Genomic DNA, 26,107 nt, shown 5'->3' with positions numbered 1-26,107 from the left:
ACGGGCGCTAACGGGTCCGTGCGCGCCATGATCGGGAGTCGATCTGGCGGTTTCTGCTCGAAAGCCTGATCTTGCGCCGATTGATCCTTTCTGCCGCCGCGATCTGTGCGACGATGCTGGCATCGTGCAACACCCAGACCACGCCGCCGGCGCCGACTCCTGTCGTTGGCGTGATCGTGGCCAAGGCCGAAGCGGTGCCGCTGATGACCGAGCTTACCGGCCGCACGATGCCGTCCGAAACCGCCGATGTGCGCCCGCAAGTGTCGGGGCTGATTACCGGGCGGCTGTTTACCGAGGGCAGCGAAGTCACCAAGGGGCAGGCGTTGTACCAGATCGACGCGCGGCCTTATGCCGCGACCGAGGCACAGGCGCGCGCCGCGCTTGCCAATGCACAGGCCATCGTCGAATCGACCCGGCTCAAGGCCGAACGCTATCGCACGCTGTCGCAGACCGGCGGGATTTCGAAGCAGGACGCCGCCGATGCCGATGCCGTGTGGCAGCAATCGCGCGCGCAAGTCGCCGCCGCGCGCGCCTCGCTCGATGCCGCGCGGGTCAATCTGGGCTTCACGCGTATCGTCGCGCCGATCAGCGGGCGGATCGGCCAGTCGAGCGTGACACGCGGCGCGCTCGTGACCAGCGAACAGATCGTGGCTTTGTCCAAGATCCAGCGGCTGGATCCGATCTGGGTTGATATTCAGCAGTCGAGCGCTGATTTCATTGCGCTTCGCCACGCGCTCGAAACCGGCGCATTGACCAGCGCCGGCTCGGCGCCGGTGGCGATCATCCTGGCCGACGGTACGCAGTGGCCCAGCACCGGCCGCCTCGATTTTGCCGATATCGATGTCAACGAAATGACCGGCACAGTCACCTTGCGCGTCACTGTGCCCAACCCGCGCGGCGATCTGTTGCCCGGTCTGTTTGTCAAGGCGCGCCTGACACAAGGCGTGGTGCGCAATGGCATCCTGCTGCCCCAGGCTGCGGTCAGCCGCGATCCGCGCGGCGCCCCCGTGGTGCTGGTGGTCGGACGCGGCGGGGTGATCGAATCGCGCAATGTCGAGACATCGACGACGTTCGGCACCAATTGGCTGATCACCGGCGGATTGCGCCCCGGCGAACGCGTCGTCGTCTCCGGGCAGTTGACCGCAAGACCGGGCACCAAAGTCAAAATCGCGCCCGGCGCGACAGGGGAATAACCGGCGATGTTGTCGCGCTATTTCGTCGATCGGCCGATATTTGCCTGGGTCCTGGCGATCCTGGTGATGATCGGGGGCGGCATCGCCATTTTCAACATGGGCGTCGAACAATTCCCCGACATCGCCCCGCCGACGATCTCTGTCCAGGCCAGCTACCCCGGCGCCGACGCGCGCACGGTCGAAAATACCGTCACGCAGATCCTGGAGCAGCAGCTGAAAGGCGTCGACGGGCTGATCTATTTCACCTCGACCAGCAGCAATGGCCAGGCGTCGATCGTCGCCACGTTCAACAAGGGCATCAACCCCGACACCGCGCAAGTCCAGGTGCAGAACGTGCTGTCGAAGGCGGTGACGCGCCTGCCCGCGCAAGTGCAGTCGCAGGGCCTGTCGATCAACAAGTCGCAATCGGACCTGCTGTTGATGGCCGCGCTGTATGACTCGACCGGCAAAAGCAGCCTGGCCGATGTCGCCGATTATCTGGCGGTGCATCTGGCCGATCCGGTTTCGCGCATCAACGGCGTCGGCTCGGCCGATGTTTGGGGCACGCAATATGCGATGCGGATCTGGCTCGATCCAGTGAAGCTTGCCGCCGTAAAGCTGATGCCGCAGGACGTGATCACCGCGCTCGGTGCGCAGAACGCGCAGATTTCGGCAGGCGAAATCGGGATGTTGCCCGCGCCGGGCAATCAGGCGCTGAACGCCACGATCACCTCGCGGTCGCGCCTGACGAACGTGGACCAGTTCGGCGCGGTCGTGCTGAAAACGCAGGTCGACGGCTCGCGCGTGCTGCTGAAGGATGTTGCGCGGGTCGAACTGGGGCAGGAAAACTATACCTCGATCAACATGCTCGATGGGTATCCTGCGGTCGCGCTCGGGGTCAGCCTGGCGTCGGGCGGCAATGCGATGACGACCGCGCTCGCGGTCAAGGCAAAGATCGCCGATCTGTCGCGCGATCTGCCGCCCGGCTTCAAGATCGCCTATCCGCGCGACAGCAGCGTGTTCGTCAAGATTTCGATCGAGGAGGTGCTCAAGACGCTGTTCGAAGCGATTGCGCTCGTCGTTGTGGTCATGTTCGTGTTCCTGCAAAACTGGCGCGCGACGCTGATCCCGGCGATTGCCGTCCCGGTCGTGCTGCTGGGCACATTCGGCATTCTGGCCACCGTCGGCTATTCGATCAACACGCTGACGATGTTCGGGCTGGTGCTGGCCATCGGGCTGCTGGTCGATGATGCGATCGTGGTGGTGGAAAACGTCGAACGCGTGATGCGCGAGGAAAACCTGCCCCCGCGCGAGGCGACGATCCAGTCGATGACGGAGATCACGCCCGCGCTGATCGGCATTTCGCTGGTGCTGGCGGCGGTGTTCGTGCCGATGGCGTTTTTCGGGGGATCGACCGGCACGATCTATCGCCAGTTTTCGATCACGATCGTGTCGGCAATGGGCTTGTCGGTGCTGGTCGCGCTGATCCTGACACCCGCGCTGGCAGCGACGCTGCTTCACGATGAAAGCCACGCGGCAGGCCATGCGCCGAAGCGCGACTGGTTTGCCGGGTTCAACCGCGGGTACGACCGGATCCAGGTGGCATACCAGGCGCAGCTGGCGCGGTTCGTGGCCGCGCCAAAGCTGTGGCTCGTGGTGTTTGTGGGCATCGCTGCGCTCGGCGTCGCGCTCGACATGCGGATGCAGAGCGGGTTTCTGCCCGAGGAAGACCAGGGCAACCTGAGCTATGCAATCACGATGCCCGCCGGCACGACGCTGAGCCAGACCCGCCAGTTCGCCGACCAGGTGACGCGCTATATCCGCGACACCGAAGGCGCCAATATCGAACACGTGTTCTTGTCGCTCGGGCGCAACCAGGCCGCGGGCACCGCGCAGAATGTCGCGCAAGGGTGGATGCAACTGCGCACCTGGGACCACCGCCCCGGCGCAGACCGCAGCGCAGGCGCGATCACCGACCGGCTGAATGCGCATTTGCGGACGCTATACCAGGGCCAGGCGGTGGTGCTCGCCCCGCCGGCGGTGCGCGGGCTGGGCCAGTCGGCGGGGTTCGAAATGTGGTTGCAGGATGCGGGCGGGGTCGGCGCGCATGCGCTGACGGCCGCGCGCCAGGACCTGATGGCGGCCGCGATCGCCGATCCCAAACTGGCGCAGATCCGCTATGGCGGGCTGGAAGAAACGCCGCAGTTGCAGGTCGATCTCAACGATGCGGCGATCACCGCGCTGCAGGTCAAGCCCGAGGATGTCAACGCCACGCTGTCGAGCGCGTGGGGCGGGACATATGTCAGCGATTTCCTCGATCGCGGGCGGGTGAAGCGCGTGTATATGCAGGGCGACGCTGCATTCCGCATGACGCCCGAGGCCATCGGGCAATGGTATGTGCGCGGGGCAAACAACGACATGGTGCCGTTTTCCTCGCTGGCGCAGGCGAAGTGGACATCGGGATCGAACCTGCTGCGCCGGTTCAACGGCCTGCCCTCGCAACAGATCGTCGGCACCGGTGGCCCGGGCGTGAGTTCGGGCGCGTCGATGGCCGAAATCGCCACGCTGACCCGGCGGCTCGGCGGTGCCTTTACACTCGCGTGGAGCGGGCTGTCGTATCAGCAGCAAGTCGCCGCCGACCAGGCGCCGGCGCTGTTTGCGGCCTCGATCCTGTTTATTTTCCTGTGTCTGGCGGCGTTGTATGAAAGCTGGTCGGTGCCGGTTTCGGTCATGCTCGTCATACCGCTCGGGATCATCGGCGCGGTCAGCGCGGCGACCTTGCGCGGGCTGTCGAACGACATCTTTTTCCAGGTGGCGCTGCTGACGACGATCGGGCTGTCGGCCAAGAACGCGATCCTGATCGTGGAATTTGCCGAAAGCTCGCTCGATCGCGGGCTGACGCCGCTGGCCGCCGCGCTCGATGCGGCGCGGCTGCGGTTCCGTCCGATCGTGATGACCAGCCTGGCGTTTGTCGCCGGGGTTATCCCGCTGGTGCTGGCCAGCGGCGCGGGTGCCAACGGGCGTCAGGCGATCGGCACTGCGGTCCTGGGCGGGATGATTTCGGCGACAGTGCTGGCGGTGTTCTTCGTGCCGCTGTTCTTCATCGTGGTGAAATCGCGCTTCGCCAAAAAGATCAGACCGGCGCCGGTAGTGGGGCACCCTGCATGATGCGGAAGGTTGCCATCAGCGCCCTGGCGCTTGGGCTGTCGGGGTGCAGCATGATGCCGGCGTATCAGCGACCGGCGCCAGCGGTGCCGGCGGCCCTGCCCCAGGGCGCCAGCTATAGCGCCCTGCCCGCCGATGACGGCGCAGTCGATGCGATTGGGTGGCGCACATTTTTCACCGATGCGCGGTTGCAGCGCGTCATTACCACGGCACTGGCGCAAAATCGCGACCTGCGCGCGACAGTCGCCAATGTCGCGGCGGCGCGCGCGCAATACCGCGTGGTCGATGCTGCGCGCCTGCCCACGATTACTGCCAGCCCTGCGGTCAGCCGGTTCCACGGCTCGGTCGGCTATACCAATGGCTATGGCGATTCGACCGGCGCGACAAGCGATGCCTTCGGCATCTCGGGCGGCGTTGCCTCGTTCGAGCTCGACTTGTGGGGCCGTGTGCGCAGCCTGAGCCGCGCCGCGCTGGAAACCTGGCTGGCGAGCGACGAGGGCCGCAAATCCACGCAGATCGCGCTGGTTTCGCACGTTGCGCAGTCGTGGCTGACGATCGGTGCCGATGCCGATGCGCTGGGCGTGGCACGCGATACGCTGCACAGTCGCAGCACGACGTTGACGGTGGCGCAGCAACGCTATGCGCAAGGCGTCGGCACGACGCTCGAAGTCGCGCAGGCCGAAGTGTTGACCGCGATGGCGCGGTCCGATGTCGCCAGATACACGACCGACCTGGCCCAGGCAAAGAACGCGCTGACGCTGCTGGCTGGCGCGCCCGTGGCCGAGGCCGACTTGCCCGGCACGCTTGGCGCGGGCGATGCGGTCATGCCGGCGCTGCCTGTCGGGCTGACATCGGCGGTGCTGTTGCGCCGGCCCGATGTGCTGTCGGCCGAGCATCAACTGATCGCGGCAAATGCCAATATCGGCGCGGCGCGCGCGGCCATGTTTCCCACGATTTCGCTGACAGGGCTTGCTGGTCTGGCCAGCAGTTCACTGGGCGGGCTGTTCAACCAGGGCGGCGTGTTCAACTGGGGCTTCGCCGGCAGCGCGACGCAGACGCTGTTCGATGGTGGCGCGCTGCGGGGCAATCTTGCGGCAGCGCGCGCGCGCCATGATGCGGCGGTCGCGACATACGAAGGTGCGGTGCAGAACGCGTTCAGCGACGTGGCCAATGCGCTGGCGCGACGCGGCACGATCGACGACCAGCTGGCGGCGCAACAGGCCTATGTCGCAAGCGCGGAAAAAGCCGCCGCGATCACCGACGAGCGCTATCGCAACGGCGTCGATGCGTGGCTGCCTGCGCTCGATGCCGCGCGCACGATGTATGCCGCGCGCCAGTCGCTGGTCGGGGTGCGGCTGGAAAAGGCGACCAATATGGTGGCGCTGTACGAAGTGCTGGGCGGCGGGCTGAAGCCCTAGCAGGGCAATGCCTCCATAACCGGGCCGAAGCGGCGCTATCCCTGCTTGCCGCCGCGCGGGGCATTGGCAAAGTCGCGCCATGGCCGTCCCGGATGATCAATCGACGTTTTTCTTGCCCCCCTCCCCTCCAGGGGAGAGTTTTTCTGCCGCGCCCAAACGATGGCGAGGCGGCGCGGCATGAAGATCGCGCTGCTCAATGTCAAATTCAGCCCCAACCTGGGTGATGGCCTGCTGTCGGAATGCCTGGAACGCGAACTGGCCATTGCCATGCCGGGGGTCGAGGTCGTCGCGATCGATCTGGCCGGGCGCGCGCAGTATCGCGACCATGGCCGCAGCCGTCGCGGGCGGCTCATTGCTCTGCTGGAGGCTTTGCCGCGCTGGGCGCGGCGTTATGCGGTGCGCGTCGCGCTCGCGATATTGGTGCAGATCCGCCTGCGCCGCCATGTCCGCAATCGGCTGCACGGGGTTGATGCCGTAGTCGTGGGCGGCGGCAATCTGCTGTCCGACAGCGATCTCAATTTTCCGATGAAGCTGGCCGGTGCGCTGAGCGAGGTCGCGCGCGCGCGATTGCCGGTTGCGGTCCACGCGGTCGGCGTCAGCCGCGGCTGGTCGCGTACCGGGCACAAGCTGTTTGTGCGCGCGTTGCGCGGCACGCCGCTGATCTTTGCCTCTGTGCGCGATCGCCGGTCGCAACAGGCGTGGTGCGAATTGCTGGAGATGCGCGGCTTGCGCCCGGCAACGCTGGCGGGCGACCCCGGGCTGCTGGCGCGCTATCATTTTGCTGCACCGGTCAAATCTGGAAGCGCCACACATCCACAGGTGGGCTTGTGCGTCACATCGCCGCTGGCCGTGCGCTATCACGCCAGCGGGCCGCCACCGACGGTCGATTTTCGCAAGTGGTATGATATCGCCACGCGTGCGCTGGCGGCAGCGGGCCTGCGCGTCGTGCTGTTCACCAACGGCAGCCCGGAAGACCGCGCGTTTCTTGGCCGCCACGGCAACGATTGGTGCGCCGCAGCGGCCCCCGGCGATGCCCGGATACAACCTGCGACGATCGCACCCGCCTTTGCCACGCCTGGCGATCTGGTCGATTTCATCACCGGGTGTGATGTGATCATCGCGCATCGGATGCATGCCTGCATCCTGGCCCATGCCTTTGCGATCCCCGCGATCGGGCTGAAATGGGATGTAAAGCTCGACAGTTTCTTTGCGCTCGCCGGGCGCCAGGCGTTCATCGCCGATTGCGCGGATCTCGATGCCGACGCGCTGACCGCCCTCACGCTCCATGCTCTGGAAGCCGGGGTGGACCATGCGCAGCTCGATCGGCTGGTCGCTGCGACCCGCGCCGATGTCGCGCTGCTGGCCGCGCAACTGCGCCGCGCGATCGACCCCGAGTTCGCCGGATGACTGACGTTGCGAACATCGACCGTATCGTCGTCATCAATGACCTGTCGCACCCGCTGGGCGGGGCCAGCGCACTGGCGGTCCAATCGGCGATCGGGTTTGCGCAGGCCGGCTATCCGGTTACGTTTGTGTCTGGCGATACGCCGCCGCCCGGTGGCATCGGCGACGGCACGATCACCGCGATCGGTCTGGGCCAGCCGCGATTGCTCGCGCGCGGGCGCACCGATGCGCTGATCAATGGCGTATGGAACCGGGCTGCGTATGCGCTGGTGCGCGACATCATCGCCGCGCATGACACGCCCGGCACGATCTATCATGTGCATGGCTGGTCGCAGATCCTGTCGCCCGCGATCTTTGCCGCTTTGCGGCCCGTGCGTGATCGCCTGGTGATTTCGGCCCACGATTTCTTTCTGGTGTGCCCCAACGGCGCCTATGCCAACATGACCGATGGCACCGTGTGTACGCGCACCCCGCTCGGGGCTTCATGTTGCCTGGCGGGGTGCGACCGGCGCGGCCGGATGCAGAAGGTATGGCGGCTGGCGCGGGCCATGATCCAGCGCGCGGTGCTGGCCCCCGGCACATGCCCGCCGGTGCTGGCGATCCATGCGGGCATGGCCCCTGCCCTGGTCCGCGGTGGCATCCCGCCTTGCGCGATCGACGTCCTGCCCAACCCGGTCGTGCCATGGAGCACCTCGCGGATTCGCGCCGAACTCAATCAGGATGTGCTGTTCGTCGGTCGGCTGGAGGCGACCAAGGGCGCAGACCTGGCGCTCGCCGCCGCACGACTTGCGGGCGTTTCGCTGCGCGTGGTCGGCGATGGCGCGATGGCGGCAGACTTGCGCGCACGATATCCCGAAATGCAGTTCGACGGCCGCCTCGATCCTGGCGCGATTGCCGAGGTGGCACGGCATGCACGGATGCTGGTCATGCCCAGCCGCTATCCCGAACCGTTCGGCCTCGTCGCGATGGAGGCGCTGCGCAGTGGATTGCCCGTCGTTCTGCCGCCGACCGCGCTGCTTGCCGCCGATATCGGGGCGATCGGTGCCGGCGTTCAGGTCGAACCGCGCGACACGCCGGCATTTGCGGCAGTTTTACGCCGGCTGGTCGATGATGACACAGCCATCCGCATGATGAGCGATGCAGCCTTTGCGCACAGCGCGCAGCTGGCGCTGGAACCCGCACAATGGGTCGATCGATTGCTTGCGGTTTACCGGACGACGCTGCTCGGCGCGGCAAGCCACCGCCCGCGCCCTTCGAGCGTACCCTTGGCGAGGGTCGCTTGACACGCGCGGATATCGGGACCCAGCCGCCGCCATGGATTGGCCCGCGCGCCCGCGCGAAACTCGGGCAGCCGGGTCAGGATCATGACCAGCGCCAGCGTGGCCAGTGCCACCGCCCAGCGCCACAGCGCGAATTCACCGGTACGGCTCGCCGCGAGAAATTCGCATGACGTCAGCCAGATCGCAACAGCGCCAAGCAAAGGCACCCCGCGATGGCCAGGCGCCGCTACCAGCACCACCATGCCCAGCGCCAGCGCGGCGCGCGCCGCCTGCTCCTCGGTGATCGAACCGCTGGAATAGCCGGACAACGCCCAGCCGCCGATGGCCAGCAAGGCGATCTGCGCAATCCGGACAATCGTCCCTGCCGTGGGGCGGCCCAGGCTTTTGCGATGGAATCGGCGTTTGGGTTTCCGGTGTTTCATGGGCAGGATTTGTCGTGAAATCGACCAACAAACACTTGCCCACGCTGGTTAATCGGCGTTGCATAGTATTGGCACGTATTGAATTGATCGACCGGCAAGCGCGGTTTCCACGAAACCGGGGCAAATCCCTCAGTATTAACTCGGATACGGGGCCAATTGACCGCACATCCCATACTATCGGTGATACCTGAACATCCACCCTGTTGGGCAAAGGGTTGGAGGCATTTTTATGGGTGGTTGGCGGGCGCGCAATTCGAGACGCGCGTATCGGACGCAAAGCGCAGCCCTGCATTCCGGCCTCGCGCTTTGCGCAATGGTTTCGCCCGGGCAGGTACTAGCGCAACAGATCGTCGATACGCGCATGGAAAACGACACCGCCGCATCGCGACTGCGCCCCGAATATGATCAGCCCGGCGTGCCCGCCGGCTCTTTCCTGCTCTACCCGACGCTGAGCGCGGAGGCGGCCTATAACGATAACATCTATGCGCGCAGCGACATCAAGCAAGGCGATGCCTCGATCACCGTGCGCCCGCAAGTCACGGCGCGATCGCAGTGGTTGCACAACGAATTGAATGTGAATGCGTCGGCCCAAGTCGATCGCTATGCCAAACATACCAGCGAAAACGTTGAAACCGGGCAAGTCGGGTTCAATGGCCGGTACGATTTCGGCGGCGAGATGGCGCTGTCGGCCGATGCGATGGTGTCGAGCAATATCGAACCGCGCGGCTCATCGGGCGACACGCTGTTCGGCGCCAAGCCGGTCGCCTATGGCCAGGTCACCGCCGATCTCAAACTCGACAAGGCGATCAGCAAGACGCGCGTGACGGTGTCAGGCCATGTCGATCGCTATCGGTACAAGCCGCGTGAGCTCGACGGCGTGCCGATCGACCTGTCGTACCGCGATTTCAACTATATCGAGGGTAAGGCCCGTGTGGCACAGGCGGTTTCCCCCGGTGTTGCCGCCTATCTCGAGGTCGAGCTGGACAACAACGTCTATGCGCACCCAGCGCCGGGCACCGGGCAGCGCGACTCCACGCAATACGCGGCGCTTGCCGGCGTAACATTCGGCATCAACCGGCTGCTCCAGGGTGAGGCTGCGCTGGGGTATTTTCACCGCAATTTTCGTGACGGGGCTTTTGCCCCGGTCTCCGGGCTCGATTACAACCTGTCTCTGGCGTGGAGCCCGACGCGGCTGACCACGATCAATTTTGCCGCCGACAAGGCGTTCCAGCGTGCGCCGATGCTGGGCATCGCCGGGTTCGAGCAGCAGGACTTTGCAATCAATGTGACACACGAAGTGTTGCGCAATGTGCTGTTGCGCCCGGGTGTCGCCTACACCGTGGCCGACTACGTCGGATCGCCGTTCCGGGATCGGTTCGGCTCGGCGCAATTCGGCGCGACGTGGCTGCTCAGCCAGCACTGGAAAATGGACGCAAGTGCCGCGCACCGGCTTGGCCGCTATTCCGACCCGACGCTGTCTGCGCGCAATTTCAACCAGAATCGCGTGAGCGTCGCGCTGACCTACCGGTTTTGACCGACGCCGCCCCCGCCTACGACGCGCGACCGGCAAAGCCCCGCGCACGCGCAACGGTCGCCGGCAGGCATGCGACGCCGGCGATTGCCTGGCGCGTGTGCATCGCAGTGATCTTCGTGATCGTCCTGATGCGCATGATCGGGGCCTTTCCGCTGCCCAACGATACCCAGGTGGTGCGACTGTCGCTGACGCAGGTCGCCGACAATGCCGCGCGGATCAGCCAGGTTGCCTCCGCACAAGTCCCCGTCCTGCCCAGCCCCGAGGCCCTGCTGGCAATCAATCCCGATGCGGCGCGCGCCTCCAATGCCGTAGTCGCGGTTCAGCCATCACGCGACAGCGCACCACCGTTTCGCTCGGCCGGCATGCCCACCGATGCGATCGAACGTGCGGCCGATTGCCTGGCCGCAGCCGAATGGTACGAGGCGGGCGACAATCCCCCCGGCGAGCGCGCCGTCGCGCAAGTCGTGCTTAACCGGGTGCGCCATCCCGCGTTTGCCAAATCGGTGTGCGGCGTGGTGTTTCAGGGCGCCCAAGACGGCGCCCATGGCAACGGGGCCTGCCAGTTCACGTTCGCCTGCGATGGTTCGATGGTCGCACGCACGCCAGGCCCGCCGGCGTGGACCAGGGCGCGCGCGATTGCGCTGGCCGCGTTGGCCGGTGCGGTGGATAGCGACGTGGGCCTGGCTACGCACTACCACGCCGATTATGTCGTGCCGCGCTGGCGCGACAGCCTCGTCAAGCTCGGCGTGGTCGGGCCGCATCTGTTCTATCGCTGGCCCGGATACTGGGGATCGCCGGGCGTGCTGCGCCCGCTACCCTGGGGCAATGACGAACCGCGCGTGCCGAGCCTGGCGCGGCTGTCGCCAGCGCATGGCATCGCTTTGCCAGACGATGATGGCGTGACGCTGTCGCGGGGCGCGGCGCCTGCGAATATCCCGTCGACGATGGCCGCCGCGCGCTCGCTCGGCGAGGTGGTCGCGCCAGTGTCGCGAACCGGCGGCACCACGGAACGGATCGCAATGATGGTCGACCCGGCCGCGTTTTCCGGCAGCTATGCCGTGCGCGCCTTTGGCCTGTGCAAGGATCACCCGCGCTGCCTGGTCATCGGCCGCAACCCCGCCGCGCCCGACGCGATCGCGTTCCTGCTGCTTCACGATACACGCAAGGGCGCCGAAACCGCGCTGTGGAATTGCGCGCGCACGCCGCGGCCGGACACTGCGCAATGTTTGCCCGATGGCGCCGCAACAGCGCGGATGGTCGCGAACTGGGCGGCGTATTGAGCGGAGTTTTGCGCGCACCCGGGCGCAGAATGAGAAGCTCGTCCGCAGGGGAATGCCGCCGTGGAGTTTATCGCGCAAAGCGCGGCCCAGTGCCGGTATCCAACATCCTGCGTGGGTGGCTATCTTATACCGTATCGCATTCGTCATTCCCGCGGACGCGGGAATCCAGGTTAGGCGCCAAGGGGTGTGGCTTATGATTGGCGCTCACCCTGGATTCCCGCGTCCGCGGGAATGACGAATGAGATATAGGTTGTTAAATTTGCGAGGAATTTGGCACAGGGGCGACGTGTGTTGAGGCCATCTCGCGATGCGCCTGCAACGCTTTATCAAACTCGGCGAAGCTATCCTGCGTTGGGCGCCAGCCGGTCCTCGTCGGTATATACCTCGAATCGCGTCAGCGCGACCGGGCCGAACGTCGTGACCAGCGCCGCATCGGCGGCATCACGCCCGCGTGCCATCAGGATGCGACCGCGGCGCGGGATGTTGTGCCGCGCATCGAACGTGTACCAGCGCCCGCCAAGCCACACTTCGAACCAGGCAGAGAAATCCATGTCGCCAAGCAACGCGGGCAGGTCCATATCGCCGATATAACCGGTGCAGTAGCGCGCGGGGATATTCATGCAGCGGCACAGCGTCAGCGCCAGATGCGCAAAATCGCGGCAGACGCCCGTCTTTTCGTAAAATACGTCGTAGGCCGTCTTGGTCGGACGGGCCATCTGGTAATCGAAGCGGATGTGGTTGTGCACATACGACACGATGGTCTGGACCATGCTCCAGCCTGGCGGGATATGCCCGAACATCTGCCACGCATCGTAAGTCAGCCGGTCGGTCTCGCAATAGCGGCTGGCCATCAGATACATCAGCACGTCATCGGGAAGATCCTGCAGCGCGTCTGCACGCGCATCGGGGACGACCGGATCGGGTTCGTAATCATCCTCGATCAGAAATCCGCACGATAGCGTGATTCCGCCCGCCGGCATCGTGAACCGGGTACAGGTGTTGCCGAAGCTGTCGACGAAATCATACAGCGGCACATCGGGTGTGGTGAATATCCGGTGCGCCGTGCGCAAATCCTTGTTCCGCGAGGCATGCACGCTCAGATTGGCGATCATCGGCACGTCCTGCGACGAGTTGAACGCGATATCGTAACCAGCGCGGATCAGCATTGCGGCAGGACTTTCTGAAAGGTGACTGACAAGGGAAAGCCGTCTCGGGCCAAAATGATCCTTTGCATCCGCAACCTTCGCTGGCAACGCCCTTGCAAGGCGCGCCTAGAGCGGACGCCCGTCAGAACCCGCCGTGAAACAGCCCGACTGTCAGCGCAATGCCGATTGCCACGACCACGAACCGCAATGCGCGTTCGTTGACCCGGCGCAGCATCATGGCGCCAAGCCAGCTGCCCGTCAGCGCACCGACCATCGCAACCACCATCGCCAGCCAGCGCACTTCGCCCGACACCAGGAAGATCAGCACCGCGGTAAAATTCATCACGCCGGCGAGCAGGTTCTTGGTCGCGGCTGCCGAGCGCACCGGCACGCCCGCAACCGCGAGGATCGCCAGCATCAGAAACCCGATGCCGCCGCCGAAATAGCCGCCATAGATCGCAATCACCGACTGGATCGCGCCAGCAGGCACTTTCCCCATCGGGACAACGTCCTCTTCGCGCGCCGGTTTGCGGAAAAACGATCCCCATGCGAACGCCGCCGTAGCAAACAGCACCAGCCACGGCACCATGCGCGCAAACACGCTGGACGGGGTCAGCAGCAACAGCACAGCGCCGATCGCACCGCCGATCAGGCTGATGATGGTCAGCGCGCGCAAGCCGAGGCTGGCAGTGCCTGTGGCATGAGCCCGGCCCAGCCAGCCGCCTGTCACCTGCCCCGGAAACAGCGCCACGGTCGACGTGATATTGGCGGCCCGCGCGTCCATCCCGGTCATCATCAGCACGGGTAACGTGATGAACGAGCCACCGCCGGCGAGCTGGTTTTGCGCGCCGGCCCAGATCGCGCCGACGAGCAGCAGACCGAATTTGAATGACAGAATTGACAACATGGCGCGCTCTTCAAACCAGGGATTTGCGCGCGGTACCTTTGAAGCCTGCGAATGAAAACCTTTTCGTCAGATCAAATTCAGGCGTGCCGGTGCGACGCCCGGGAACACCGTATCCAGTTGCGCACGGTTGAGGCCATACTGGCGCTGCCACACCCCGCCGATCAGCGCGCGGTAATCGGTCAGCACCGGCAGATCGCGGTTCTGGTTCAAGGTTTCAGGCGCAATCCGCACTTGCGGGCCGACCATCCGCCCACCCGACACCGCGCCGCCCATCACCCAGTAAATGCTGCCGTGGCCATGGTCGGTGCCGCGATTGCCGTTTTCGCGGAACGTGCGGCCGAATTCGGACACGACGACGACCACGCTCTGGCGCCAGGCATCGGGGCCCAGCGCGGTGGCATAAGCGGAAAGGCCCCGCCCCAGTTCGCCGATCCGCCCGGCCAGTTGCCCGGTCGCGCCGCCCTGGTTGACATGCGTATCCCATCCGCCGACATCGACGAACGCCAGGTTGTATTTGTCGCGCATGACCAGTCCGATGCGTGTCGCCGCCGCCTCGAACCCGCGCGCCGCGATCGCCCCGCGCCCCGATGCGCGCATTTCATCGTCGATCGTGTGCCACACGGTGTCCCGCGCGGTAAAGCCGGCATGCACCGCGCCATCCAGATCGACCCCGCCCAGATGCTGCCCGCGATACATCGCAGCGATCATCGCGGTTTCGCTGTCGTCGATCACCTGCTTGCCATTGCCGCCAAGCGCCAGATTGGGAATCATCGGCCCGCCGCGCATGACCAGCGGCAATGTGTCGGAAAATGCGATGGTGCCACCGCGATTTGCACGATCGGGATTGGCGCCGAGCGTTGTCGCCAGCCGGCCCATGAAGCCCGAACCATAGCGGCGCTGGCCGACGATCGGCTGCCCCATTTCGATCGAATCCTGCGTTTCGAAATGGCTGCGGCTCATGTCGTCGGTGCCGGCAAACGGCACGAACGCAATCTGCCGCGATGCCCATAGCGGCGCAATGCTGTCGCGCAGGGCCGGGTGCAGGCTCCAGTCGGCATCGAGCGGCAGCGCCGCCTGGGGGTTGGCCGGATCGGGAGGGGCGAGCGCCAGTGTCGGGCGCGCTTCGTGGTAGAACGCGTTCGATGCCGGCGCGATAACATTGGCCGCATCGTACGCACCGCGCAGGAACACCAGCAGGAACCGCGTGCCCGGCGCTGCCGGAACCGCCATTGCGCGCCCGCCAAGCAAGGCCAGGCCGGTAGCGCCGGCCAGTGCAGAACGTCGATCGAGCACAAAGTTCATCGCAATCTCCTTTCAGCGCCGCATGAATTCGGGGCTGGCGAGCAACAGCATGTTCCATTGCGGCGACGATCCCGCATGATCGAGCACCGCGCGCGTCTGCGCGCCGATGGTGTGGTCGAACCCGCCAAACCACAACGCGTTCTGCAATTGCGGAAAGGCGGGCTCGTCGGGTCCACCCGGATCGCGTGACTTGAACAGACCAGCCGATCCGTTGCCGATCGCCTTGGCGATTTCGAAGCGCGTTTCCATCTGCCCCGGCCCGGTCCATGCCGCCGCATCGAGCGGCCAGCCATCGGGCGTTTCGCGGCCATACGGCGCCTCGTCCATGCGGCGCAGCCAGTTGAGGATCGGATCGGCATTGCGGATCACCCGCCCGCCATAGGCATAGCGCACCGCCGACAGCACATAATGCATCGGATCCTTGAACCCCTGGCCCAGTGATGCGCGGAATTCATCGGAGCGCAGCACCACCGCAACGACACGTGCGATCGTGCCGTCGCTCGCTTGCCATTCGCCGGTCATCGCGTTCAGCAGCGCTGGCGACGGATCGTGGCCCAATAAAAACAGCGCCAATTTACGCGAAACATGCACGCGCGTCGCTGGCGCATCGGCGAGAATACGGATCGCCTGCGCGACTTCGCCAAAGCCCGAGCCATGAATCGTCTGGCCCAGCAGCACCTTGTCGCCGAAATCATGACGGCCAGGATTGAATTCAAACAGCCCGTCGCGCAGATACAGCGGCGCCTTGTCCGGCCCCAGATGCGGCATGTCGGCATTCATCCGCAGCCCGACCCCGGTCAGGATGCGTGCCAGTTCCTGCACATCTTTCTGCGAATAGCCGCTGCCCACGCCCAGCGTATGCAATTCCATGATTTCACGGGCGTAATTCTCGTTGATATGCCCGGCTGCGTTCTGATCGTTGTCGAGATATTGCAGCATCGCGGGCGCGGTCACGGTGGCGGCCAGCAAGTCACGGAATTTGCCCAGCGCATGCGCGCGCAATGTGTCGTCCCAGCCGCCAAGCATTGCCCGGATCTCGCGCTTCTGCTCGTGGACACTGAAATGGTTGGCCCAGAACCAGGTGAGTTGCTCGCCCATCTGGGCGGGCGCGTACAGCGCGCGGATGATGCCGCGCGTCGTCGCCTGCCGCTCCAGATCGTTCATATCGCCGCGCCACGCCTTGTCGGCGGCGGCCTTGGCATCGGGATCGGGCATTGCATTGATTGCCCGGCGACGCTCGGCCATGTCCAAGACGATCTGAGCCATCGGCTGGCGGCTGATGCGCATCTGCGCGATCATCTGCGCAGCGGCGGGCGGGAGCGGGGCGTTCATCGGTATTGCCAACACAGCGGCGGGGTCACCTGGCGCAGACACAGCCTCATCGCCGCGCGGGCCCCAGGTCAGGCGTTCGGCCAGCGCAAGGTTCGATGGTTTTTCCGCCCAGGCGGGCGCAGCGGCGCCGGCGAGCGTGAGGGCAGCAATGGCGAACGCTTTCATCATCTTCCAAATCGCCCGTTCCTGAACCCTTTTCCTCAAAAGCAGGGCCCGGGTGAGGGTATCCAGGGTCGCAACGGCATGCCTGCCATTGGCGTCGGACATTCCGCCCAAGCCCCTCCGCTGAGGAGCGGGACTTTGGAAAGAACAAGTAGCGCGGCAATGTTTAGCGGGACGTGAACCGGCCTGTCAGTCGCCCGACATATCATAGTGCAATACTGCGCGGCCGTTGGCCGGGATACGCACCGACCAGACCCGGTGGCCGTCCACCAGCACCAGCGGCGACGAAGGTGCCTGGATCGCGGCGGCTGCGGTCTGCTTGAATGTCCCTTCAAAGCGGATCGCAAAGGGATTGGCATTGCTGATCGTGGCGGTGATCGTGCGGGCGGTTTTTGTCTGGGCGGTGATCGTCTGTTTTACAGTGACTTGCGGGGTCTGCGCGGTGCCGATTTCCACACGTTCGTTGATCGCGCGATCCTCCAGCGCGCCCTCGCCCACGACCAGCGCATGCCCGTCGCGTTCCGCCATGATCCTGACTTTGCCGCCGGGCAGCGCCAGGCCCAGCCCTTCGGCCGTGCGGTTGCGCGTGCGCACCTGCAGTTGCGCCGAGATTGTGCCATCGAGGTCATCGAGCGCAGCGACGTGCATGACATCGATCGCAATCGTGCGCGGATCAAACAGCGCGACCTGTTTCTGCCCGCGCGCTGCGACCGTTGTCGGTTGCGGCAAACGAAACAGCTTCAGGTCGCCCAGGTTTTCGGCCTCGGCAACGAGCGCCTTGCGCGCTGTCACCATGATTGGCGCAGCCATGGCCATCGCGTCCATCGGCATCCTGGGCGCCGGCGCCGGCGGGGGTGGTGGCGGTGTGCTCGCCGGAGCGCTGGGGAAGCACTGATATGTCAGGTCCTGATCGCCATCACCGCTGCCACCGCGCGCGTCGCTGAAATTCGGTTTGCCCGCGACAACGGCCGCCATGGTCTGGGGGAAACTCGTCACATCGGCGCTGGCAAGCGTCACCCATGCACTGAGCGTGGCATGGTGCAGATCGGGGGCCAGTTTCAGCACATAATCGGCCCGCCAGTCATAATTCCACGCCAGATAGGCCAGCCGCACACGCACGTGCACAGGCGCCGGGGCGTCGGTCGCGATCGACAGGGTCGGCGACGGGAACAGCCCGTCGGGCACGCCGGGATACGCGATGGAGTCGGAGAATGGGCCGCAAGTCATCGCCTCAAAGCCATGATCTGTCTGGACAATTGCTGCACCACCGGGCGCAGAGCGGATCACTGCGTTCTCTTCGCGCACCTTTCCGGTCGCGGGATCTTCACGGCGCAATGTCACCGGGCGGCCGAACCACCCGGCATAAAGATTGCGCGGTGACAGCAATTGCGCATCGAGGTTCTTTTCCCGCACGCCCACCGGCAATCCCGATACGACCACACTTTCAGCCAGCATCCCTGCCGCGACGCCGGGAAAGCGGATCACTGCAGGCCCGGCCGGCACGTCGATCTCGCGCGTTTCACTGATCAGCGCATAGCCCGCGAGCCAGGGCAGCGGATCGCGCGCGTCGGTAGGGCGATTTCCGAACGTGTCGAATGGCGCGCGATAGATCGTGACGCTGGTGTCCACGGGCGCTGATGCGGCGACAATTGTCTGCGTATGAGCACTGGGGGCGCTCAGCATGATCAGACTGGCCAGGAACAGGCGCATGACGATCAGTAGCGCGTGTCGAACGTGACGGTCAGCGTCACCTCGCCGTTTGCCGGGACCGCCACCTGCCACACACGCTCATCGATCGATCGCTGTTCGCCGGGCTGGCTTTCACTGGGCACCCGGGTATCGCTCCACCCGTTGTCGAGGCCGCTCTGCGCAACTTCGACCGTGACCGGTGTCGGCCTGGCATTGGTCACGCGGTATTGCATCGTCGTCTGCCAATGCGTGACGGCGTTTTCGACCGTAACCACATTGGGCGTCTTGCCTGCGGTCGTCACGCGCCAGCGCGCCGCTTGTTCCCATTCGCCCAGCGCGAGTTTCGTGCGCTTGATCAGCGTGGGCTGCACCTTCACGTCGAACGCATCGCCGGTCGGCAGTGCGAGGGTCGAGCCCATCGGGGTATGGCCGATCGCCTGTTCGCCGATGAATTGCGGCTGCCCGCGCGCGTCGCGCATGTAGACACGCACCATGCCGGCGGGCAGTGCATCGCCGAGCCCTTCCCTGGCACTCGTGGAAAACGCGATCACGCTTTGCGCGCTTTGCGGAGCATCGGCATTGCCCAGCCAGCCATTGGCATAGCGATAGATCTTGCGCGCGGATGCGCCCTTCACATCCAGAAACGATACCTGTTTCTGCTGCGCATTGGCCAATGTCGTGCGCCCGGCAATCGGATAGACATAGAAATCACCGAGGCGTTCGCGGCCGCTCGTTTCGGTTCCGGCTTTCTGCATCTGCACCATGCCGCGCGGGGGATAGCGGCGGGATGGTGCAGAATTGCCATCACCCAGCGTGTTGGCAACTTCGCCTGCGACCAGCAACACATGCGCGTTGGCAAAGTTGGTACCGGTGGTGTTGTTCAGCGTGATCCAGCCCTGCACGTCGATATGGCCGGCGCCGTCTTTCGAACCGCTTTCATCGAACAGCGCGACATAATCGGCCTTCCAGGAAAACCCGTGGCTGAGATAGCTGAGCGTGACCGGCCGCGTACCTGCGCGCGTCGAATCGAGCCGCACCGACAGCGTGGGCCGCGCCTTCAGGCCTGGCGGCAATCCCGGAAACACCAGTCGCGAACGCGACATATCGCCGAAGATTTCGATCCGCCCGCCCACATCCAGCAGAGTGCCGCCGTTGTTGGCCAGCACGCGGGCCGGCTCGCCGCTGTCTGCACCGGTCGCCGGGTTGGTGTGCACCAGCGTGACCTGTTGCCCAACCGATTTGTCGAGCAACCGCGCCGGCGACAGCAGGTCGTAATCGAAATTCTGTTCGAGAATCGTTGCATCGGGTATGGTCAGCGACACGGTCTCGGGCTGGATCGCGGCCGAAACGTCGGGCAATTCGATTGCCACATCGCCCTTGCCCGGGTCGATCCGCCGCTGGTCCTCGATCAGCGTCAGGTCGTTGTTGTAGATCGTCACCGCAACTTCGCCCTGCGCCGAGGCGGCCGGCGCCGATTGCGCATGCGCGGTTGTTGACATCAACGCCAGCGTTGCGCCCCCGATACGTCCAATTCCAGCCATACTCTCATCCCTCGCCCAGCAATCATTACGCCGCTGTAATCAATCGTATCGAGATGGCAGATGAACGGCGAATACTATTTGGGTGTCGTCACGATAGAGGATCCCAGGGGCCGCGGCCTTTGGCTGCCGGAGGCCCATTGCATTCAGTCGCAATGCGCGCCGGGGCGCAGGGCGTAGACATGAACGTATTTGACATCGAGGACAGAGGGGCTGGGTGTCTGGGCGATGGAAAAGCCTGATCCGAGAGCGAGATCGACCATCGGGATCAAGGGGAAGACATGGTCCCGGGGCGTCGGGCCTTGCCAGACCAGCAGACCGTCGAGGTAATAGCCGATGGTTTGCGGGGTGACCTTGACGCCGTAGTTGTGAAATTCGGTGACCAGCGTTTCGGGGCGGACGACGATGGTGGAGCCATTGTGTTGTTCGGTCGCCTTGTCATGCGTCCACACGTGGGTGGTGACGTGGTATGTCGCAGGCGATTGACCGTAGTATTCGATAACGTCGAGCTCGATCGTCGGGCGTCTGTCGCCGGGCCGGTGCAGGCTGGCGAGCCAGAAGGCAGGCCAGGTGCCCGGCCCCGGGGGAAGTTTCATGCGGGCTTCGAAATAGCCGTAGCGTTCGCCATGACCGTGGCCCGCGCCGTCGCCCGCCGCGATCAGGCCTGATTGCCATCCGCCCGATGTCTTGCGCGCGGTGATGTGGAGCATGCCGTGATCGGTGGAGAAGGGGCCGCCCGGGCCGGGGTCGGTGAAGCGGGCGTCGCCGAAATCGCCGTTCCAGGGGGTGTGGGCGATCCAGTTGGCGTTTGTGCCAAGATCTCGGCTGGTCACCTTGAAATCAGAGAAGTCTTCGGTGAAGGATGGTGTCATTCCGCACATGTCGAGCTGGTTGCTGGCGGGTTTGGCCCCGGCGGGGGATGTGGTGAGGGCCAGGGTCAGGGCGCAGCAGGTGGTGAAGCGGGGCATGGTGGTTCCTTTTCCGGGATTTGGGCCTTCGTCGCAGCGCTGGATTTGCGCGAATTTTCGGATGTTGCGCCCGCCGCGAAGCGGCTGGAAGATCTGTCGCTTCGCGGCAGAATACCAAGGCTAAATCGGCTTTCAGTTCAATGTCTTAATGGGATCCAAGGGCAATGGCCCTTGGCCGCCGGAGGCTCTTCAACCACTTGTGTGAATCCGTCGCCCCTGAAAGGAAGTGGCTTTTTGTCGCGTCAAGCGGGGGCCAGGGCGGCGACAGGAGAGAGTTGCAGGACCGAACGCATGCCGGTGCGGGCGGTGCGGCTGCGCAGCGCGAGCGCGGCGCCGCTCAGGATCGCGAAATCGCTGCCCGGGTCGCAATTGGCGGCGGTCACACTGGCGATCACGATGGCCATCAGCATGCCCCAAGCGCAGGCGCCCGCCACCGCCAGGTCGGGATCGGCCATCGGGACATATGTCGACCAGCGCAGCGGTTTGAATGCGAGCACGATATGCACGGTCAGCGCAACTGCGCCAATGACCCCGACGCAGCCAAGCACGGCGGTGATCAGGCTTGACGAGCGGAAACTGCCTGGACCAACGCCGATGCCCCAGGTGCCGACGAACGCCTGATACCCCTGCAGCGCCCAGAACCGCCGCTGAATGCCCGATTCAGACGACATCTTGTTGAGCAGCAGGTGCTGCGAAAAGGTAGAGATCTTTTCGACCAGTTGCGGTTGCCAGATCAGCGCCAGCCCGCAAGCGACCACGCCCACGATCGCCAGCGCGCCGAGCCACAGCGCACGATCGACCGTCAGTGCGCCGGGGATGACCAGGCTGCGCATGATCAGTAGAGCTGTCCAGATCCCGATCGCGAGGTAGGCCGTCGTCGAGGTGCTGGCGAGCAGCGCCGCGCCCAGGAACAGTGCCGCAGACCCGGTCAGCAACGGCGACACGCGTCGCAGCCAGCATTCGGCCAGGAATACGAACCAGATCGAACCATATCCGGCATAAGCCGAGGGTTCGGGCGATATGCCCGACATGCGCGACAGACCCTCGATCTGCTGATCGAGCTGGGCATAGCTGCCGTTGCGGAAAAACCCGAGCGCCAGATCGATCGCGGTGCCTTTGCCGAGCACCGAGGCAAAACCGAGTGTCGCATGGATCATTCCGACGATCGCGATCGTGCGCACCAGGGTCTTGCGCCCGGCCGCCGCCTTGCACGCGACATGCGCGACCGTGGCCGCAACCAGCGTGCCGAAAAGATAAACCGATGACGTCAGGTTCTGTGCCGACGCTTCGAACGGTTTCGTCGCCAGCAGAAAGCTCAACCGGTCGGTAAAGGTGCCCACGCCTTGCGCGCGCAAGGGTGCAAAATGGAACTGGCCGGCAAACAGCCGCGGGCCGACAAAGGCCATGAGCATGCCGTAAGCTACGAACACGCCGAGCCAGGCATTGGCCTCCACTGCATTGACCGTGGCGCGCAACTGGCCCGACCCCGGCACAAGGACGCGCATGATCATGAACAGCAGCGCGAAATCGAGCGGCGGGATCGAAGACCCTGTACCCAACGAGCCCAGCACGATGGCCGCAGAGCCGGCAAACAATGTGGTGACCAGCAGAAAGGCGAACATCGCCTCGACACTGCCGGCCAGGAACAGGACCAGCCCGACCAAGACCTGGATTGCGCCGATGATCGTCAATTCCATGACGGGTATCCCGGTAAGAGTAGAAATCCGGGGTCACGCGCCACATGACCCCCGCGCCCGCCGATCCGGATCAGGAATAATACCGACGATAGCTCTGGTAGAACGCATCCTCGCCATACCCGAACCGCGCCTGCTTGTGCATGTCGACCCGCGTCAGCGCGACGCCGGCCAGTTGCACGCGGTTGCCCGGCAGCAACCGCAACGCGGCGCGCAGTGCGCTGTCGGGGGTCTTGCGCCAGCGCACCACGAACACCGACGCATCGGCCTTGCCCAGCACCAGCCGCGCATCCGCGATCGGCAGCACCGGTGCGGTGTCGATGATCACCGCATGATACCGCGTGCGCGCCAGTTCCAGCAGGCGGTCCATCTCGATCCCGGTCAACAGTTCGGGCGCGCCGGTTGCATCGGGCGACACCGGCAGGATCGCCAGCCCGGTGGCCGCGTCGATGGCGATCGCATCGTCGAGCTCGGCTTCGCCGCGCAGCACTTCGACGAGGCCTGGGCGGCTTTCGCGATCGGCGACGAATTCGCTGACGCCCTGGCGGCGCAAATCGCAATCGATCAGCAGCACGCGGTCGCCCGAGGCGGCCATCGACCGCGCAAGGCAGATCGAGGTCGTGGTCTTGCCTTCATCGGGCAGCGACGAGGTAATCGCGATCACTTTGGCATTGGTCGTGTTCATCGCGATCGACGCGCGCAGCGAGCGAAAGCTTTCGGCAAAAGCCGACCGCGGATTGTCGATCAGCGCATCGACGGGGCTGCGTTTCGTGCCGCGCGCGGCGACAGAAGCGAGCGAGGGCACCGAGCCGAGATACCGCACGCCCAGCCGCTGCTCGATATCGTCGCCGGTGGTGATCCCGCTGTAGTTCAGCTCCGCCAGGAAAGCAGCGGCAACCCCCAGCCCCAGCCCGATCGCCAGCGACAGGATCAGGTTGATCATCACATGCGGGCTATCAGGCACCAGCGGCACCGGCGCGGGATGCAGCATTTCGGCATCGGCCTGTTCGGTGCCTTCGCGCGCGGTCAGCTCCTTGTACCGGTTGAGGTAGCTTTCATAGAGTGCGTTCGATGTTTCCGAGCGCTTCTCCAGATCCTGCAGCCCGGTTTTCGCCGAATTGCTGACCGCAAGCGTGCCGCGCGAATGGTTCAGCGAGCCCGACAGCGAGGCGAGCCGCTGGTTCGATGCCAGCGATTTGGACTCCAGTCCGGAAATGACCCGGCGCGTTTCGCCCGCAACCTGTTCATCGATCGCGTGCAGCGTGGCGCGTGCCTTGATCACATCGGGATGCAGCGCGCCATAGCGCGCCTGGAGCGAAGCCAGTTCACCCGCCGCGGTCGCCTGTTGCGCACGCAAGGCCGCGATTGCCGGCGAGGCCAGCGTTTCGCCGACCCCGTCGCCGCCAATGCCGCCGCCCGCCATTTGATGCCGCGCCGCATCGAGCCGCGCAGCATCTTCGGCCTGTTCGGCACGCGCGCGCGCCATATCCTGGTTGTAGGACGATATTTCCTGTTCGGTCAGCGTGCCCTGGTTGGCGCTGAGCAGGTTGTGCGCGATGCGATAATTCTGTTCGGCAGCGCTGTCGGCCAGGGCCTGGCTGCGGAGCTGATCGAGCCGCGCCGAAATCAGGCCCGTGGTCTGGCGCGCGGCATCGCGTTTGGATGCCAGCGCGCCGCGCGTGAACTGTTCGGCAAAGGCGTTGGCGATCGCCGCCGCCTGGGCCGCGTCATGGCTGTCATAGGTAATGCCGATGTCGTACGTCGAACCGATCCGCTGCACATTGATGTGCTTGCGCAAAGTTTCGATCGTGGCCAGGCGCGGCGCGGCGTGGCCGGCCTCGGCAATGATATGCGGATCCTTGTCGAGCCCCAGCCGGTCGATCACCGCGTTCATGTTATCGGTCGAAGTGACTTGCGCGACTTGCGTGTCGACAAAGGCATCGGTCGGCGCCTGTTGCTCGGGCGTGCGGTCGTTGGTGCTCGTCGGCGCGATCGATGCGGTCTTGCTGTTGAGCGTGACGTCGGCATGCGCGACATAGATGCGCGGGGACAACGCGGTGATCACCGCACCGATCGCCAGCGATCCGCCCAGCACGGCAACAAACAGCCCGGACCGGCGCCGGAATATCCCGATCAGGAATTTCAGGTCGATCCGGTCGTTGGTGGCGGCCGGCGCGATGCGCGGTTCGGCCAGCCAGGCCGGCAGGACATCGCCTCCGGTCAGGCCGGGCAAGCGTCCGGACGCATTAAGGGCGCCACCGCCGCTCTGGTCCAGTGTGTTGACAGCCGTGGTCACGGTTATGCTCCTTCGCGGACGATTGCGCGGGGCAGCGAGGCCGATTTGCCACGCGACGCCCGCAACGAACGGGTTTTTTGAAGAACCCCAAAAAGACAAGTCTGGTAATTCGGTATGCCCTGCCCGCCGGACCTTTGTGTCCATGGGCTGCGAAGATCAGACTAGGCGACAGCGCCCGGCGCGAAAGGCGAAGCATATCCGCAGCGGAGGGAAAACGCCGGCAACGGCCCCGCTGATCGGGGGCGGTGACGAGCTCGCGCGTGCCGGTGCGACGGGCCGTTGGCAGGAGCCCCGATACGGGGCTGTCACCTACGGAAAACTGCTAAGGAAACCAATCCAGCGTGCGCGAAAAGCCGCACGCAGCGCGGTGCTCCAGGCATGCACGCCGGAGGCCGGACGCGGCGCAGACAGCCTCTGGATTATCTCCATGACGGATTTTTCGTTACGGCGCGCACGATTGAGCTTTTGGGTGACAGGTATCAGAACACTGTCAGCGGCAGCCACCCGGGACGTATCGTGTTCCGCTCAAGCACTTGCCGTCATTTGAACGGCTTCACCAGCGTAGATGGGAAATATCATGCGCAAATTCGCGAGCAAGGCCGCCATGACCGTCATGATCATGCCGATGATGATACCGATTCTGGCAGGGTGTTCGGGTGAACATATCGCGCCGCTGGCCGCGACCGACATGCCGGCGGCCAGGGCATCGGCCGGGTACCATCTGGGCGCGGGCGACAAATTGCGCATCAGCGTCTACAACGAGCCGGCGCTCAGCGGCGAATACAGCGTGACGCCGGCAGGCGCTGTCGCGTTTCCGCTGATCGGCACGGTCAATGTGGCGGATCACACGATCGAACAAGTGACCGGCGATATCACCCACCGGCTCGACAAGGGGTATGTGCAGGACCCGCGTGTCAGTGTCGAGGTGCTGAACTTCCGCCCGTTTTATATCCTGGGTGAAGTAAACAAGCCGGGGGAATATGCCTATTCTACGGGACTTACCGTGGAAAAGGCGGTCGCACTCGCTGGCGGTTTCACGTATCGCGCCAATGCCCGTACCGTCTTCGTGCGGCGTGACAATGGACCGGGCGAAGGCAGCGTGCAACTGCGCGGCACGCCAGTCTCGGTCCTGCCTGGCGACACGATCCGCATCGGCGAGCGCTATTTCTGAGCAACAGTCCGGGATTTGCCGCTGCGCAAGGGATGACGCCGGATGGCGGGGCCTGCCCCGTGCCAGCCGTCGCATTCCCTATGTCATGGACGCGCGTCGCGTAGCCAAAGCGCCATAAACCCCGGGGACGACATTACGACGCATCGGACCCCATAGGCTGCGCCGACTTGCGCGCGGTATGGTTGTATCTGGGGGGTGCGCCATGAATGTCCGCGCGAATCGTATGGC

Annotated in this window: 18 protein-coding genes; 8 read left to right on the top strand and 10 right to left on the bottom strand. The window is 64.9% G+C overall.

The window, feature by feature from the left end; translation table 11 throughout:
- The first annotated feature begins 71 nt into the window (after positions 1 to 71).
- The 5 genes from ACOOE2_RS07685 to ACOOE2_RS07665 all read left to right on the top strand — a co-directional run bounded on the left by ACOOE2_RS07685 (position 72) and on the right by ACOOE2_RS07665 (position 8,442).
- Complete coding sequence (locus ACOOE2_RS07685) at positions 72 to 1,193, top strand: efflux RND transporter periplasmic adaptor subunit (protein WP_420382426.1); 1,122 nt, start codon at positions 72 to 74, stop codon at positions 1,191 to 1,193.
- 6 nt (positions 1,194 to 1,199) lie between these two features.
- Positions 1,200 to 4,340 (top strand): efflux RND transporter permease subunit, encoded by a 3,141-nt coding sequence (locus ACOOE2_RS07680; protein ID WP_420382425.1) that lies wholly within the window; start codon positions 1,200 to 1,202, stop codon positions 4,338 to 4,340.
- The gene (locus tag ACOOE2_RS07675; RefSeq protein ID WP_420382424.1) at positions 4,337 to 5,755 is read left to right on the top strand and encodes an efflux transporter outer membrane subunit; all 1,419 of its coding nucleotides are present in this window, start codon (positions 4,337 to 4,339) and stop codon (positions 5,753 to 5,755) included. Before ACOOE2_RS07680 ends, ACOOE2_RS07675 begins: the two co-directional genes overlap by 4 nt.
- Before the next feature lie 177 nt (positions 5,756 to 5,932).
- Positions 5,933 to 7,162 (top strand): polysaccharide pyruvyl transferase family protein, encoded by a 1,230-nt coding sequence (locus tag ACOOE2_RS07670; protein ID WP_420382423.1) that lies wholly within the window; start codon positions 5,933 to 5,935, stop codon positions 7,160 to 7,162.
- Positions 7,159 to 8,442 (top strand): glycosyltransferase family 4 protein, encoded by a 1,284-nt coding sequence (locus tag ACOOE2_RS07665; protein ID WP_420382422.1) that lies wholly within the window; start codon positions 7,159 to 7,161, stop codon positions 8,440 to 8,442. Before ACOOE2_RS07670 ends, ACOOE2_RS07665 begins: the two co-directional genes overlap by 4 nt.
- Here the strand turns inward: ACOOE2_RS07665 and ACOOE2_RS07660 are convergent.
- Positions 8,367 to 8,861, bottom strand: a complete 495-nt coding sequence (locus tag ACOOE2_RS07660) for a hypothetical protein (RefSeq protein ID WP_420382421.1) — start codon at positions 8,859 to 8,861, stop codon at positions 8,367 to 8,369. The genes ACOOE2_RS07665 and ACOOE2_RS07660 overlap by 76 nt on opposite strands.
- 313 nt (positions 8,862 to 9,174) lie before the next feature.
- On the opposite strand from ACOOE2_RS07660, the gene ACOOE2_RS07655 reads away from it, so the two are divergent.
- Positions 9,175 to 10,395, top strand: a complete 1,221-nt coding sequence (locus ACOOE2_RS07655) for an outer membrane beta-barrel protein (RefSeq protein ID WP_420382420.1) — start codon at positions 9,175 to 9,177, stop codon at positions 10,393 to 10,395.
- Positions 10,392 to 11,675, top strand: coding sequence for a cell wall hydrolase (locus ACOOE2_RS07650; RefSeq protein WP_420382419.1), 1,284 nt, complete (start codon positions 10,392 to 10,394; stop codon positions 11,673 to 11,675). The genes ACOOE2_RS07655 and ACOOE2_RS07650 overlap by 4 nt, the downstream gene beginning before the upstream one ends.
- A 341-nt stretch (positions 11,676 to 12,016) precedes the next feature.
- Here ACOOE2_RS07650 and ACOOE2_RS07645 read toward each other — a convergent pair whose 3' ends face one another.
- The 9 genes from ACOOE2_RS07645 to ACOOE2_RS07605 form a co-directional block, all read right to left on the bottom strand.
- The gene (locus ACOOE2_RS07645) at positions 12,017 to 12,841 is read right to left on the bottom strand and encodes a transglutaminase-like domain-containing protein (RefSeq protein ID WP_420382418.1); all 825 of its coding nucleotides are present in this window, start codon (positions 12,839 to 12,841) and stop codon (positions 12,017 to 12,019) included.
- A gap of 121 nt (positions 12,842 to 12,962) precedes the next feature.
- Positions 12,963 to 13,727, bottom strand: coding sequence for a sulfite exporter TauE/SafE family protein (locus ACOOE2_RS07640; protein WP_420382417.1), 765 nt, complete (start codon positions 13,725 to 13,727; stop codon positions 12,963 to 12,965).
- Positions 13,728 to 13,793: 66 nt separating this feature from the next.
- Positions 13,794 to 15,029: a DUF1501 domain-containing protein gene (locus tag ACOOE2_RS07635; RefSeq protein WP_420382416.1), complete on the bottom strand. Its 1,236-nt coding sequence runs from the start codon at positions 15,027 to 15,029 to the stop codon at positions 13,794 to 13,796.
- 12 nt (positions 15,030 to 15,041) lie between these two features.
- A complete protein-coding gene (locus tag ACOOE2_RS07630) occupies positions 15,042 to 16,529 on the bottom strand; it encodes a DUF1800 domain-containing protein (protein WP_420382415.1) in 1,488 nt (495 codons plus the stop codon).
- A 183-nt stretch (positions 16,530 to 16,712) separates the two neighbouring features.
- On the bottom strand, positions 16,713 to 18,233 hold the full coding sequence (locus ACOOE2_RS07625) for a DUF4139 domain-containing protein (RefSeq protein WP_420382414.1): 1,521 nt from the start codon (positions 18,231 to 18,233) through the stop codon (positions 16,713 to 16,715).
- Positions 18,234 to 18,238: 5 nt separating this feature from the next.
- Entirely contained in the window at positions 18,239 to 19,753 is a 1,515-nt protein-coding gene (locus ACOOE2_RS07620) for a DUF4139 domain-containing protein (RefSeq protein ID WP_420382413.1), read from the bottom strand.
- Between the two features lie 143 nt (positions 19,754 to 19,896).
- A complete protein-coding gene (locus tag ACOOE2_RS07615; RefSeq protein ID WP_420382412.1) occupies positions 19,897 to 20,718 on the bottom strand; it encodes a glycoside hydrolase family 16 protein in 822 nt (273 codons plus the stop codon).
- 242 nt (positions 20,719 to 20,960) lie between these two features.
- Positions 20,961 to 22,415 (bottom strand): hypothetical protein, encoded by a 1,455-nt coding sequence (locus ACOOE2_RS07610; RefSeq protein ID WP_420382411.1) that lies wholly within the window; start codon positions 22,413 to 22,415, stop codon positions 20,961 to 20,963.
- Between the two features lie 70 nt (positions 22,416 to 22,485).
- A complete protein-coding gene (locus tag ACOOE2_RS07605) occupies positions 22,486 to 24,708 on the bottom strand; it encodes a GumC family protein (protein WP_420382410.1) in 2,223 nt (740 codons plus the stop codon).
- A 577-nt stretch (positions 24,709 to 25,285) separates the two neighbouring features.
- Here ACOOE2_RS07605 and ACOOE2_RS07600 point away from each other — a divergent pair.
- Positions 25,286 to 25,879 (top strand): polysaccharide biosynthesis/export family protein, encoded by a 594-nt coding sequence (locus ACOOE2_RS07600; protein WP_420382409.1) that lies wholly within the window; start codon positions 25,286 to 25,288, stop codon positions 25,877 to 25,879.
- Positions 25,880 to 26,107: the final 228 nt, after the last annotated feature.

The sequence above is a fragment of the Novosphingobium sp. genome (assembly GCF_965214355.1).
Taxonomy (GTDB): domain Bacteria; phylum Pseudomonadota; class Alphaproteobacteria; order Sphingomonadales; family Sphingomonadaceae; genus Novosphingobium.
The sequence above is the reverse complement of the archived record's forward strand: the minus strand, read 5'-3'. Positions and strand labels throughout refer to the sequence as shown.

Bases quoted from the DNA above. Each gene is read 5' to 3' on its own strand.
- ACOOE2_RS07680 (WP_420382425.1), top strand. From the start codon at position 1,200: ATGTTGTCGCGCTATTTCGTCGATCGGCCGATATTTGCCTGGGTCCTG.
- ACOOE2_RS07675 (WP_420382424.1), top strand. From the start codon at position 4,337: ATGATGCGGAAGGTTGCCATCAGCGCCCTGGCGCTTGGGCTGTCGGGG.
- ACOOE2_RS07670 (WP_420382423.1), top strand. From the start codon at position 5,933: ATGAAGATCGCGCTGCTCAATGTCAAATTCAGCCCCAACCTGGGTGAT.
- ACOOE2_RS07665 (WP_420382422.1), top strand. From the start codon at position 7,159: ATGACTGACGTTGCGAACATCGACCGTATCGTCGTCATCAATGACCTG.
- ACOOE2_RS07660 (WP_420382421.1), bottom strand. From the start codon at position 8,861: ATGAAACACCGGAAACCCAAACGCCGATTCCATCGCAAAAGCCTGGGC.
- ACOOE2_RS07655 (WP_420382420.1), top strand. From the start codon at position 9,175: ATGGTTTCGCCCGGGCAGGTACTAGCGCAACAGATCGTCGATACGCGC.
- ACOOE2_RS07645 (WP_420382418.1), bottom strand. From the start codon at position 12,841: ATGCTGATCCGCGCTGGTTACGATATCGCGTTCAACTCGTCGCAGGAC.
- ACOOE2_RS07640 (WP_420382417.1), bottom strand. From the start codon at position 13,727: ATGTTGTCAATTCTGTCATTCAAATTCGGTCTGCTGCTCGTCGGCGCG.
- ACOOE2_RS07635 (WP_420382416.1), bottom strand. From the start codon at position 15,029: ATGAACTTTGTGCTCGATCGACGTTCTGCACTGGCCGGCGCTACCGGC.
- ACOOE2_RS07630 (WP_420382415.1), bottom strand. From the start codon at position 16,529: ATGATGAAAGCGTTCGCCATTGCTGCCCTCACGCTCGCCGGCGCCGCT.
- ACOOE2_RS07625 (WP_420382414.1), bottom strand. From the start codon at position 18,233: ATGCGCCTGTTCCTGGCCAGTCTGATCATGCTGAGCGCCCCCAGTGCT.
- ACOOE2_RS07620 (WP_420382413.1), bottom strand. From the start codon at position 19,753: ATGGCTGGAATTGGACGTATCGGGGGCGCAACGCTGGCGTTGATGTCA.
- ACOOE2_RS07615 (WP_420382412.1), bottom strand. From the start codon at position 20,718: ATGCCCCGCTTCACCACCTGCTGCGCCCTGACCCTGGCCCTCACCACA.
- ACOOE2_RS07610 (WP_420382411.1), bottom strand. From the start codon at position 22,415: ATGGAATTGACGATCATCGGCGCAATCCAGGTCTTGGTCGGGCTGGTC.
- ACOOE2_RS07600 (WP_420382409.1), top strand. From the start codon at position 25,286: ATGCGCAAATTCGCGAGCAAGGCCGCCATGACCGTCATGATCATGCCG.